The sequence below is a fragment of the Pseudoalteromonas sp. S16_S37 genome, from assembly GCF_014694405.1.
Lineage (GTDB): Bacteria > Pseudomonadota > Gammaproteobacteria > Enterobacterales > Alteromonadaceae > Pseudoalteromonas.
In genome coordinates this window covers 17,960-30,523 of record NZ_JAAUWV010000033.1, presented here as the reverse complement: position 1 = coordinate 30,523, position 12,564 = coordinate 17,960, and the positions used below count along the sequence as shown (strand labels likewise).

General features: G+C 47.3%; 10 protein-coding genes. 1 reads left to right on the top strand and 9 read right to left on the bottom strand.

Features of this window, described 5'->3' with window-relative positions; genetic code table 11:
• Position 1 precedes the first annotated feature (1 nt).
• The 7 genes from HC733_RS14275 to HC733_RS14245 all read right to left on the bottom strand — a co-directional run bounded on the left by HC733_RS14275 (position 2) and on the right by HC733_RS14245 (position 10,884).
• On the bottom strand, positions 2-850 hold the full coding sequence (locus tag HC733_RS14275) for a hypothetical protein (RefSeq protein WP_190365700.1): 849 nt from the start codon (positions 848-850) through the stop codon (positions 2-4).
• Between the two features lie 10 nt (positions 851-860).
• Positions 861-5,147, bottom strand: coding sequence for a hypothetical protein (locus tag HC733_RS14270; protein ID WP_190365699.1), 4,287 nt, complete (start codon positions 5,145-5,147; stop codon positions 861-863).
• Positions 5,147-6,511, bottom strand: a complete 1,365-nt coding sequence (locus HC733_RS14265; protein WP_203219212.1) for a hypothetical protein — start codon at positions 6,509-6,511, stop codon at positions 5,147-5,149. The genes HC733_RS14270 and HC733_RS14265 overlap by 1 nt, the downstream gene beginning before the upstream one ends.
• A gap of 2 nt (positions 6,512-6,513) precedes the next feature.
• Positions 6,514-8,073, bottom strand: a complete 1,560-nt coding sequence (locus tag HC733_RS14260) for a restriction endonuclease subunit S (RefSeq protein ID WP_190365698.1) — start codon at positions 8,071-8,073, stop codon at positions 6,514-6,516.
• A gap of 2 nt (positions 8,074-8,075) precedes the next feature.
• Entirely contained in the window at positions 8,076-10,229 is a 2,154-nt protein-coding gene (locus HC733_RS14255; RefSeq protein ID WP_190365697.1) for an HsdM family class I SAM-dependent methyltransferase, read from the bottom strand.
• 86 nt (positions 10,230-10,315) lie between these two features.
• Complete coding sequence (locus HC733_RS14250; protein WP_190365696.1) at positions 10,316-10,693, bottom strand: hypothetical protein; 378 nt, start codon at positions 10,691-10,693, stop codon at positions 10,316-10,318.
• 2 nt (positions 10,694-10,695) lie between these two features.
• Positions 10,696-10,884 carry a helix-turn-helix domain-containing protein gene (locus HC733_RS14245; protein ID WP_190365695.1) on the bottom strand — a complete coding sequence of 63 codons (189 nt, stop codon included), beginning with the start codon at positions 10,882-10,884 and terminating at the stop codon, positions 10,696-10,698.
• 138 nt (positions 10,885-11,022) lie between these two features.
• Here HC733_RS14245 and HC733_RS14240 point away from each other — a divergent pair, with 138 nt between their 5' ends.
• Complete coding sequence (locus HC733_RS14240; RefSeq protein WP_190365694.1) at positions 11,023-11,235, top strand: hypothetical protein; 213 nt, start codon at positions 11,023-11,025, stop codon at positions 11,233-11,235.
• 284 nt (positions 11,236-11,519) lie between these two features.
• On the opposite strand, the gene HC733_RS23650 is transcribed toward HC733_RS14240, so the two are convergent.
• Together HC733_RS23650 and HC733_RS23645 are read right to left on the bottom strand one after the other, a co-directional pair.
• The gene (locus HC733_RS23650; RefSeq protein ID WP_238937558.1) at positions 11,520-11,894 is read right to left on the bottom strand and encodes a hypothetical protein; all 375 of its coding nucleotides are present in this window, start codon (positions 11,892-11,894) and stop codon (positions 11,520-11,522) included.
• 45 nt (positions 11,895-11,939) lie between these two features.
• Positions 11,940-12,209 (bottom strand): hypothetical protein, encoded by a 270-nt coding sequence (locus HC733_RS23645; RefSeq protein ID WP_238937557.1) that lies wholly within the window; start codon positions 12,207-12,209, stop codon positions 11,940-11,942.
• Positions 12,210-12,564 lie beyond the last annotated feature (355 nt).

Below are 12,564 nucleotides of genomic sequence, written 5' to 3'. Positions count from 1 at the left end.
CTCATAGCGCTCCTGTGTTTAACTGCTCGCTAAGTAGCGGTGCATAAGCCCAATATTGCGACGTTTTAAGCGCAGTTTTGCCTGCTTCGGTTAACCCTGCTTCGTTAATAAAACCATGCTGTAGCAATATTTCGCTACGTTTAGTGATATCAAGGCTATGCACATCAAACATCAGCTTAACTGCCTCGTTTTCACACAGTGCAGTGAGGCTTTTACCACTTCCTGCAAAGAGCAGCAGCAATACAACCAAGTCGTATTTGTCCGGCGAATATTCCGCTAACGCTGTTTTTTTCTCAGCAATAGGTGCCGCTAGCCCCGCATGGTCCAAAAACCAATTTAGCCAGCTCACTAAAATCTCGGCATGGTCGAGCAAACTTAACGACCACAAAGGCAACGTCGTCACCGCCAATAAGCCACTGTTGCTATGTTTGCGTATATAGCGGGTATGCACAGCATCGCCCGCCATATGTTGTAAACGATCTGCACTACCAGCAAAGCCAGTAATCATTTGGTCTGTTTCACTGGCTAACAAGGCGGTTAACTCAGGCTCATGCGCGCTCAAGGTCGCCGGTGCTAATGACCAATCCAGCGCAAAAGGTAGCTTAGCCAACGTGGCCAGTTCAGTTATTTGTGGGTTAATAACTAAAGCAGCGCAGCCCGCTTGCATGGCCCATAAATACAAGTTCTGGCAAGCTTCATGGTCGGTTAACTCCCCAGCTTGCACTAATAGCAAGCCACCCGCAGGTGGTGAGCTTAGCCAGTCACTCTCAAGTGGAGTCGCCCCCGCAACTGATTGCAAAAAGCGACCTTTACGATTACTCGCCAATGCGGCTGACAAATAAATACTCATTGCATCACCTCTACAACCCCGTAGCAAAGGTGAGGCGCATTTTAACTATGCCTTTAGCGACTAAACCTTGTTGCTGCTCAGGCGTTAATGCAGGCTCTTGATTTTGGCTGAGTGCTTGATAAATCGGCTGCCACTGTACCAGTGTTAACTCAGTACCTTGTAAAATAGCTTCTCCTTGTTTCTGCCAATCAGCCAAAGTTTTATCACACACCATCACCAGCTCACTTATCCCTAACTTGGCGACGTCGTTTAGTGTTAACTCAGCAGGTAGCGGTTGCTGCTGGGAAGCTAATAGCGGCTTTAATACTGGCAACCAGCTATTAACCTGCTCGATGGCGGCGCGTTTAACATGGTTTAAACGTTCCTCTATTTTTAACAACTGGCCTTGAATAGGAGCAATTTGCCCGCGTGCCGATTTGAGTAGCTCTTCTGGTAAATCACGTAACCCCGAGAACTGGCCATTGCGTAAAGTGGTTTGCATGCTCTGGCGTTTGCTTTCAGCATCAGCGGGTAAATCCGCTATTGCATCGTCAATCAGTTGTAACTTCATGATCAGTTTCGGTAATTCGGCAATATCACTTGCGTGCTCATACTCGGCAGTGGCACTACTGAGTAATTGTTGTAGCTGTTGGGCACGTTGGTTTTGCTCGGCTAGGTTATTCACTAACTTCTCAAAGCGCTCTTTACAATTACGGTAGCTCGCTAAAATACTGCCTTGAACTTCTGGCAGTGGCAGCTGTTGTTCAGTGTGCAGGTTTAAGCCCACCTCCAACGCTAAAGCTGAAAGCTTATCCTGCGCTTTACCTAAATCGAGTTTGCGCAGGTAGTGTAATAACGTATCACTGCCAGCTTGCTGCTCTTTTTGGCCTGTGGCACTGCTGGCATCCTCTTTTAATGCGCCATCTAAAATATGGCCAATGGTGCGAAGCGTGTTGGTGTATAAACTTTTTGGAAAATGAGCGATCGCGGAACAGTCTGACTCAACGTCTTTGATTAAATCGGCGAGTCGAAGATTAATACGCTCGGCACTTCGCTCGACAAATTCAGCAAATAAACAGGCTTGTTCAACCCGTTGATAAAGCGACGTTGTTTTATCTTCTAAATCAAGAATGTGTGCATCTTTCAGCGTTGGTTTCGTGCCATTAAGTGGTTTAACCTTAGCGACCAAAGCCAATACCTCAGCGCGCTTATCAATAAGCCCCGCTAACAGGTGAGCCTCATTGGGCTCGCTAATATCCTCGAGCTTTTCTTCTTGCTGCTTCAGCGCATTAAAGAGTGTTTGTGCTTTTTCTAACTGCTCTTTGGCTTCGACCGTGGCATAGCCCAACTGGTTTTTGCCTAAAGGCGCGAACACTTCATTAATGCGGCCATAACCATATACGCGGCTCATCACTTCCACGTTGGCTTTGTAACTGTCCATAGCGTTACCGCTAAACCAGTTTTGCGCCTCGATAATGGCATTTTCTAAACGCGAACGTGGGTAACTTTCCCAAATGGCTTGTTTATCAGTTGGGTTAGTTAGGGTGAGTAAATTCAGCTCACCACACCACCACATCCAATCATTAAACACGCCTCTGGCGGTAATACTGGTCTCGGCGACATAGGCAAAATAAAACTGTTGCTTAAAGCGCTCAAACTGCCACTTTTGTTGTTTGTTGGGGTGGGCAATGCGGGCTAAAAACAGCGGGATTAGCGCAGTACTGCGCTGCACATTATTCAGCTCAGTAAATAAACCCGCATGTTCATCAGCGGTGTAACCTTTGGCCATGTAGCTGCCCGGCACTTTGAGTTTATCTAATAAACTGCTGAGTTCATCCACTGGCACACCATGTTGCTGCTGTAAATCCAGTACACCGTTAAGTTCTGGGTGGGCAATAGCCAGCTGATACCAGCCTTTAAACAATAAGTCGCGATCAATGGGCGATAATTTACCGTCTACTTTTAGCGGCCAAGCAATCAAACCGCGTTGTTGCAAACGCTGGCGCCACTTATGAATCGCATCATTGGCAAAGGTGCTTAACGCATGCAGCTTGTTTTTAAACTTGGCGGTGAAGCTCTCAGCACTTAAGGTCACGCCATGTTGCTGGCAGGCGGCCAAACTTAAACCAATACGCTCTAATTGGTCGGCTTCACTGGGGTTGACATAATGCAGCAGTATCGCATCGCGTAATTCATTACTGTCATCCAAGCGGCTGTATTGCTCCATTAAATGGGCAGAGGCTGTGAGCGCCAAAACGGGCGTGCGGCCACTTTGGCGGCTATGTTCAGCAGCAAAGGTATGTAGCTTATTAAGCTCAGTCAGATTGCTCACCCAAGCAAATAAGGCTTTACCCTCTGGGTGTAACTTAAAACCTTCTAAGGTAAACAAGCCACCTTGGCGGCTTTTTGGCTCGGTTAGTATTGCCAGCGGTGCGTCGTCGTTGCCGGCTTTATTGCTCAGCAAGTTTTCGTCATAGCGCCAGTTGTTATCCAATAAGCGAACAAAGCCGGTAACACGGGTTAAGGCTTTAATAATCGGTTTTTGGCTGCTTTGTTTAGCCAGTTCGGCCATTGCCTGTTCGTGGCCATCGCCCATGCTCGGGTCTTTAAAAATCAGCGAATTTTGCTGCGCGCTGCGATAACGTAAATCTAAACGCAACAACATCGCCACACTGGGGCCAATGTGAGTCGCTTCGCTGGCATCCAGCTCGGCGGTATCGCCGACTAATTTATGCCATAGGGCATCGGCGGCAAATTCAATGGCCGGGTGGTCGTACAATAAACTCAGTAAGTATTTAAACTCACCTTTAGATAACGGCAGCAATACCGCACCTTTATCACCACTGGCGGCCAGCTCTTTAATGGAAAAGGTACGCAGGTTATCGAGCAAAGTATCTAGGCTCAGCGCTTGGTCAACGGCCGGATATAACCATTCATCATTTTTACGCACAAACTTAGCTTGCTCTAACGCTTGGCGGCACTGTAAGCGGTCGATGCTCAGTTTGCGGTAGTAAGCGGCAATCGGCTCTTGGTCTTCGTTCTTCAATGCCAGTAATGCACTGGCTTGGCTAACGTCAGCCAAACGCACCGGCAATTGGCCATACAGCAAGCTGCGACACTGGGCTAATAGGGCTTGGTCGCGGGTTTGAATACCTTCAATCGCGCCTTTATCGAGCACATGTTTCGCCACACGGCCAGAGCCAGCCAGTACGGCTTCAAACAAATCACCGACATCATTAATGCTGCGGCCTGCTTGCTGGAATTGGTTAAGCACCGCATCCACATTGGCCATCACCACGTTAAACCAACCAAAGTTAGCGCCACTCATGGCGTAGGCCGCTTCAACTAAACCCGCTGGGTAATCAAAGCCCAGTTTGCCTTCTTTTAAAAGACTGGCGACATAGTCTGATACATCGGCAAAGGCGTTGTGTTCAAGCTCGACGAGTTCAAAACGGCGCGCCACCGATTGAATTTCACGCAGTTGCTGGCCCAAGAGTGGCGAACACAGCGCCACATAACGCAACCAAGGCAGTTTACGGCGCGGATCTTCTTCTTTAATCGCTTTACCAATTAAGCGAATGGCTTGGCCATCGAGGCGTTTGTCTTGCTCGTCTTCTAAACCAAAGGTGGCGGCTTCGGCCACGGTTTCTAGCTCGTCGAGCACCACTAACACATACTGCACACCAAAGCGTTTGAGTACGTCGTAGGCGGCTTGCACTAGGCTGACCACTAAGGTTTGGTCGGTGTAAAGGTCTTCTTCGCTGTGGTTTTTATCGAGCTCAAGCGCAGCGGCCAATAGTGCAGCGTTAAAGCCAAATGGCATTAAACGCTCATAGGCTTGTTTGGCAATTTCACTTTGAATGGAGCCATCAAAGGCTTGGGTCGCCAGTGGCAATAGCGCCTGATACAAACCAAAGGCAAACCAGTTATCGGAGTTTTGATAGTCTGACGCCACTTGCGAATAACGAATATACAGCGCTAAGTATTTATCTTGCGCTTCAGTGTTAAACAACTGCTGATCGTGCAATTGGCCTTGCTCATCACGGACAAACCAGCCCTTAGAGCAGTCGTTAATTTGCGCGACGAGTTCATGACCTAAACGAGATTTACCACGGCCCCATTCGGCTTCTACCGCAAATACATGGGCAAAGCGGTCGTCGTCATGGTCAACCGTGTGTAAAAAGGTTTGAAAGCGTTTAAAAAAACGGCTTTGGCCGACTAATGGATCGCGCGGTGGGTAGTCCGATACACCGGTGGCGGCCCAGCGATGTTGCTTGGCTAACTTATCAACCACCACATTATCTAATTCAAAACTCATCACAAAAATCCTTCTAGGTTTATTCTGTTAGCCGCGCTGGTGCGTTTTTGATTGGCATAGTTTGTTTGTGCCAGCTGCTTAATGGCCTGTTGTAAATATTGGCTTTTGTAGCCAAACAGCGGTGCGAGCGGCAGGCTGTAACAGGCATCGCTAAACTCGGGGTGAATGCGGTAATGGCCGGGTTCGCCGCGGCCAGCCTCGTTAAATTGCCAGATTTTTTTCGCCAATAATTCAGCAATGAGCGGGCTAAGCGCACGGTTTAAGCGCTGCATATCTTCTGCGCTATCGGTTAGTGCTGGGTAAAGGGCAATATGCAGCTCGTTCAGTAATTGCACTAAAAACTCGGCTAAACTGCCTAAGTTCACTTCATCGCCGTCAATGCCTTGTACCGCCACATTCACTTGGCTTGGCGCAAAAGCGTTTTGCCCGGCGGGTAAAGTCAGCAATAAACCGCCACGTTGCTCGGCGGCCCAAGCATCTTGCACAAAGCCGATTAGGCTTAATAAAAACCACCACGGCTGCTGGGCAAAGTGTTCAATGTAGGTCGCCTCAGTATTAACAGGCTGCGACACCAACAACCAATCGATACTTGGTTTAAAGGCCGGTTTAATGGGCGATTTAATGGGCTGCTTGAGGTTGAATTCACTCAATAAAGACTCAGGCAGCGCCAATAAACGGCCACGACACCAGTTACTGGCCAGCTGTTTGGCGGTGTTATCTATAGGTTGGATTGGCGTCAGCGCTTCGGTTTGTTCACTTAAGGTGTGCAACGTAAAACAAGCGCGCAAAAGTCGGCATAACGCCGGAATGGCGGCGTTATCGTTAAGGCTGTGGCCGAGTAAATCGCGCTCAAGTTGCGCCAGTGGCCCGGCGATAAGTTGTGGATGAACATCAGTTCTTTCTAGCTGCACCAATACCCATGCACTGGCATTGCCTAATTGCTGGATTAGCTTAACCAATACTTGTGGGTCGCTCATTGCGCCTGCTTCACGGCAGCGGGCAGCGGCTAAATTCAGCCAATGGGCACGCACTTCAGGGTTTAGCCCCAACAGCGCCAGTTGCCATTCACCTAATTGGCTGAGTTCGCTGTAAGCATTCAGTAGATATGCGCTTAGGCAATAGGCGTTATTTGTTTCATTGACATCGCCTGCTGTATCGCCAATAGCACCCGCCGCAATTGGCTGTAATAGTTTTTTAAGCGCAGGAATGGCGGCCAATAACACGGTGGTTTTACTGGCCGCTAAGCCGCCACTGGACCAAAGCTGGCTAAGCAGTTGGCAACAGCCTTGCGCTGCTTCATGGCTTAACAGGCTATTGGCTTGCGCGAGACTGCCCATATTGCTGTCCTTATCAACGGCCACCATGCTTACTCCTCAGCCTCGGCGTGTGCCGCGCTTTCCAATAAACGGTAAAGCTCTTCAGTATCGCTAAATAGCGGAGTGGCGCCTTCAATGGCGTAACCTTCGTTGCTAAGTTTACTTAAAATAGCTTGGTCAAAACTGTTGTCGCCATCATCCAAGGCTTGTTGGGCTTGAATAAGCTGTTGCTCGGTCAGTTGGCCTTCGATAAGAGCTTCGGCGAGAGTTTTGGCAGTTTGAATTAGTTTTTTCGAGTGATTATTCGCAAGATGATGAAGCTTCAAACTTTCGCCTATAGACTCTTCATCTTGAACCCTCGGAATAACTAATTGCGCAATCCACTCTTGAGTGATGTGTGGCTGTGCGATTCCTGTAGCAAAGCTCTCTACTTGGACTTGAACAAAATCATGATTTAGCGCTAGTTCCAAGTAATAAGGATTTATTTCTGTAGATCTCTTTGGTCTCAACCTAGCAATTGTCGACCCTGCCGCCATATCGTTTGAAAGTTCAGGTATAACAATAGCCTTACCAATAGTGCCATCTTTTGAGAAAGCGATGTCACCTTCTTTCAAATGAATCTGAGGTTGTTCTAAATATTTATCGAGATCAACGCTCACGAGCTTTTCAAATTCGATTACACCATCCCTGAATTCGACACCTCGCAACAACCAAGGCCCGGAGCTTGTGTAATACTCTGTTGTAAGCCCTTTCCAACCAATCATCGCTGAAATATCTACTAAACCGTTAAGATAGGTAGTTTTGATTTCTTTGTTTTTTATATGGCGGAGTAGTGCTAATCGTGCCGGTGAGTTGTACTTCAAGTCTAACCGACCATCTAATTCAGATACTGAAACTTTGTTAATTTTTCCCACGTTAAGAACTTCAGATGACCAATCTACACAACCATTAAATAACTCTTCGGCTGTCATCTCAGCCACTTTCGCCCAAGCGCGCAGTTGCTCGGCTTGGCGAACTTTATCCCCGATGTATTTCTGGGCTTTTTCTCCAAACTCAATAACAGGGATTGAATACAGTGCATCTTTAGCGATGTAGTTAATTATTGTGTTACTTGTTAGCCTGTTTTTCAGTATCTGACCGTGTTTCGACTTTAAAAAGGCGAGTACATAATGGGAGTCTGCTCTTTTAGGATCGAGAGTAGCTTTGTATAGTGACCCGCTTATCATTAAGTTTTTTGGAAACTCTAATGGGACAATGCCCACCTTTGATACGTTACCTTTAACTTCAACTAAAATTTCACCTGCTTTACCTAAACCTTTCGGGTATCGGTTTTTGTAGTAAAGCGGAAGCTTATCTGCATCATCGAAGCTAATTGCGCCATTTGCATCAATTTGAGTGGGAGATAAAAACGGTAGCAATTCAGAATCTTTTAAGCCATTGATTGAGTCTGTGCCATGGTAAACAACTCGATAGCCCTCGTTTACAAGGCTGCCAAACGTCGTAACCTTACCTTTGGTTTCCATCTTTTTTAGTGTACTTAATGCTGCTGGGTTGTAGTATTCAGCATCAAGCCTATCGTCTATTTCCTGTAAAACACGAACTTTATACATGACTATTCACCCCGCTTATAAGCCGAGACAATCTTATCCAGATCGTTGGCGACACCGGCGTTATAGTCTTCGATATTGTTTTTCACCACATAACCTAAGGTTTCGGCTACCGCCATAAACACCTCGGTTTGCTGCTCTGGTAAAAACTGCTCGGGCTGGTTAGGGTTGGCATGACGTTTTTGTAAATACAAAATCGAGGTTTTGGCACCTGTGCCTGAGAGCTTAAAGCAGTCGCTCGGCAATGAAATTACCGCTTTGACAATGGCTTTACCGCCAACAAACTCGCCGCTTTGTTCATCTTTTTTGCCCATAATGTATTCGCGTACATACCTATCGCCGGAGTTACATAAAATGCCATCGGGCAAGACAATCATTAAGCGGCCACCGGGTTTGAGCAATTGCAGGCAACGGTCGATAAACAGCACCGCTGGGTCAATATTGGCGCCGACTTGTTTCCAGTTGCCTTTGCCATCGGGCTTGCTGCCAAGGGCTAGGCCTGAAGTACTGGGATGCAAACTGTAAACAGGGTTTTTATCACTGCCACCGGTTTGGCGTAAATCGGTGCGGTAACCGGCCCATTTTGGCGTGCCGTCGTCGTTAAGATATAAATCGCCGGTATCGTCCCACTTCATTTTTAGGTGGTCGTAGTAAGCGTTGTAGCTATCGACCACTTTTTCCGCTGGGCGAAAGCCACCCAGTACTTGTTCCATATTGGCTTCGTAATTGGCTTTGGAGCTTTGGCCGTTTTTGCCTTTATCAAACTTGGGCGTACCAAAAGGCGGGTTGGTGCAGATCAAGTCAAAACTATTCGGTTTTAGCGCTTGGGTGGTGAGTGAGTTATCGGTATAAAAAATTTGCGCTTTGGGGGCGTTTTGCAGCGCCATATTGACGCGGGCCAGCATCACCATACGCGGCGCGGCATCGGCACCGGTAAAGGCACTTTCGCGTAGTTTTTGTTTTAACGCGGCTTTTTTGTCGTCGGCCAGCACCAGTTTAAAGTCGATCCATTTATCTATTTGGCTTAAGGCCACCGAGCCAAAACCAAAGGAGCCACAAGTTGGGTCACAAAAACGAAAATCACCGTTGGCTAAGCGCGAGCGCATGTTGTCGTCATCGTCGATGTCGTGCATGGCGATTTCAAGCATGGCTTGTTTTACCGGGTTTGGGGTGAGATATACGCCTAGGCCGCCTTTGGATTCAAAGTTAGCACGTAAGAACACATCGAACACGCGGCCGAGTAAATCGCCCGATACATCGCCCAAGGTGCCGTATTCTTTAAGGGTTTTGCCATCGTTGCTTTTGAGTGGCCCTAGGTTTTGGATGGCTTCGAGCAGGTCTTGGTAGTTTTTGGCTACCGACAAACGCAAATGGGTGTCTTTGCCAAAGATGGCGTTGCGCGAGCCATCGTCTGAAATGACTACGTAGTCTTCGTGGCTTTTAAATTGTTCAAACGCCGCTTTGATTTGCTCGACCGCTTTATCGCCGTGTTCGGCAACGTATTGCCAATCAAACACATCGCGAAAACGTAAGGTATTACCGGCTTCGTCGTTAAAGGTGAGGGCTTCATCGTGGTGTACACGAAAGCTTTCTAAAAACAGTAACTTGGCCACTTCTTCGATGATGTCGTTTTTGTCGTTGACTTTATCTTTGGTGACGCGATAGACGTTTTCATGAAAGGCGTCAAAGCGCTGCATTAAACGGGTATAAATCCGCATGGACCAACGAAACGTTGGGTCGCGTTCTAGGCGGTCAAAACTGCGCAACTCTTCAAGGCTTGGCAGGCTATCGACACCGTGGGTGCCATCGGAGCCATCGGCACCAAATAACGCCAAAATACGATTGTTGCTGCCATCGGCCACTACTGCAAACACCGGCCAATCGCCTTCAATATCGCTTAACAGCTGAAAGGCTAACTCATCAAATTTGGCGGTATCGGCGGCGTATTCCCAATGACCTTCGGCTAGGGCAACCAGCATCACCGGTGGCGTTAAGTTGCCTTCGACCAAACCTTGTATCAGGCCCGCTTTGGCAAATTCATGCTCGGGTAGCGTATTTAATGGTTGAGTGAACTCGGTATATTGCTTGGTTAGGTCATTAAACAGCTGTTCGAGCTGTTGCTTTGGGTCTGGTTTTTTTGCTTTTGCTTCTTTTGCCATGATGTTTATTTCATTCTTATGTTAAGTCGTTCAACGATGCCTTTGGATTGGTTGCGGGTGACTAAACCTGCCAATTCACGAGCGCGCTAATTCACTAAAATCAGCAAGGGCCCTTTAATGTCTAACTGCGCGTGCTGCTGCGCCAGTTTGCGTATTTGTTGCTCGCTCGTTGTAATACCAGGCGGCAGCTTTTTTAAAACCTGTGCCAACGGCATTCGCCCGCCGGCTTGTTGCAGAAGTGACACTAAATGCGCTGCAATATCAGGCGTAACCTGATAATCCGATGACGATTTATTTTGCTGATTTTTTTGGGGTAATGACGCTAGCCAAAGCGCGACTTGCGTTTGACTAAAGCCGAGTGATTGCCACAAGGTTCGGTTTTCACTAAATACGGTGGCCGCGTTTTTAGGTGTAGAGCCGAGTTGCTTGATTAACTGTGCTATTTCCATGCTGCGTTGTTCCATGATTATTCTTTTGAGGCTGATTTTTGAGTTTGTTTAGCCACCCAAGTTGCCAAGTCACTTTGTTTAAAGCGCCAAGCGTTACCAACACGAAACCCTGGTAGTTCACCACTGGCAGCCAAACGGTAAATAGTGCGCTCATTGACCTTCAGGTATTGCGCCACTTCTTTGATGGTTAACACTTCATCACTCATGACGAACAGACTCTTTTTTGTCGAAAAAATACATTTAAATGCAGTTTATGTGAGTGGTTGGCTATGTCAATGGATTACTTAGGGTTTTTAATAAGCGGTGTGCTAGCATCCAGACACTTATTGTTTTGAGGATATGTGATGAATACTCGAACCTGTTCAATTTGCGAGATGGGTCAACTCATCCTTAATACTGAAAAGATTAGGGTTGAGCATTTGAGCCAACAAGGTCAAATTGAAAGCCAGTATTCAATGTGTGATTACTGTAATAGTGAACAGGCAGGTACAGATGAAGCTCGTCTTAATAAGCTCGCCATGAATGACTTTAAAAAGCAGGTGTTTAAAACAGTCTGATACATACTGCCAATTAAAAAGCGACATCAAATGATATCGAGCTATTTGGCGCTTTTGATATTAAAATCGCACCAACAATACCCCTCCCGCTACCCGTTAGATCAGCGCCCTGTGAGGGGTTACTCATTTCTGGGGCTTGTGATTTCGGGTAGTTTGCAAGAGATAAGCCCCAGTCTTAACGGCGACTGAGGCGCAGCCACGAGCCAAAACACTAGGTAAAGGCTCAACCAGCTTTAAATAGCTTGAGTGAAATTGTGGTTTTCTTCAAAAAAATATCAAGTTATTTAGCCTTGTTGTTGAGTTTCGTTCTCGCTACCAAAGCATTTGCTCGTAATCCACACATCATTCTCCGGCCCACAAAGGTGGTGCAGCAGCGCTAGGTTGATTTGGTGGCTGACCACTTTGCCGTTTCGTTTTTGGCTTTCTTTTATCAAACCGCTCAGTAATAACCCCATGCACGATTTACCCATTTGCTTCGGCGAACTGGGAAGGCAAAAGCCGCGGTTTTGCTGTTTGGGGTGCAAGGTAGTGCGTTTTCCTGTTTTAGATAAAGGCGTAATGCACCAAAAGATACGGGCGTTGGCCGGTGCGTTTGCGTGCAATGTGTTGGTTTGAATCGTGCCGTTCATATATACCGGTAAAAAATGTGCCGGTAACACAACCAACCCGCCTTGCGCGTGGCCTTCAACCTCAGGTAAAGGCAGCTAATACAAGTTTGGCCATTGCTCAGGGCTCTGCCACTTTTCTACGATCACTTGTGCGCCAATGCTATTTAGCCATTGGTGAATCGGGCAGCCTGGGGTCACTTGTTTAACGCGTGGTAACTGAAAGGTCAGCCAGCGGGTTAAGCGTTCGGCTGCATTATCGCACTGGCTTAGCGCTGGATAGAGGGTAAACGCGCCATTCCCAACCAGTAAAGCGACCACCTGCTGTATCCATTCTCTATTCCAGTCGCTGCCACTTGCCCATAACACGTCACTTATTACCTTGTTGGTTTTTCATGCCGTCTATTTTCAGTCGTTGGGTGCAGACGCGGTGGTGAAATAGATGAAAGAAATGGCCATCAAACTAACCAGTCAAATCGGTTTTTTGTTATGGCCTGTTTGCGGCTAACCGTTTGATATACATAGTCCAATGCAGCGCTGTTTGGCGGCATTTGGCTAGTGCAAAAAAATCGAGACGCCAAACGATCGTTTGCATTCTGGGTTGGAAAAATCAAACGGTTTGTACATTGGAGTCGAGGTTGGTTTAGAGTGCAAAAAGTGCCAAATCTTGCTTTGTGCCAGAACCGGCAATGCCTAGCAGCGTTGGATTTCAATCGAGACGCCA

Coding starts and splice junctions, on each gene's coding strand:
- HC733_RS14275 (WP_190365700.1), bottom strand. CDS start 850: ATGAGTATTTATTTGTCAGCCGCATTGGCGAGTAATCGTAAAGGTCGC.
- HC733_RS14270 (WP_190365699.1), bottom strand. CDS start 5,147: ATGAGTTTTGAATTAGATAATGTGGTGGTTGATAAGTTAGCCAAGCAA.
- HC733_RS14265 (WP_203219212.1), bottom strand. CDS start 6,511: ATGGTGGCCGTTGATAAGGACAGCAATATGGGCAGTCTCGCGCAAGCC.
- HC733_RS14260 (WP_190365698.1), bottom strand. CDS start 8,073: ATGTATAAAGTTCGTGTTTTACAGGAAATAGACGATAGGCTTGATGCT.
- HC733_RS14255 (WP_190365697.1), bottom strand. CDS start 10,229: ATGGCAAAAGAAGCAAAAGCAAAAAAACCAGACCCAAAGCAACAGCTC.
- HC733_RS14250 (WP_190365696.1), bottom strand. CDS start 10,693: ATGGAACAACGCAGCATGGAAATAGCACAGTTAATCAAGCAACTCGGC.
- HC733_RS14245 (WP_190365695.1), bottom strand. CDS start 10,884: ATGAGTGATGAAGTGTTAACCATCAAAGAAGTGGCGCAATACCTGAAG.
- HC733_RS14240 (WP_190365694.1), top strand. CDS start 11,023: ATGAATACTCGAACCTGTTCAATTTGCGAGATGGGTCAACTCATCCTT.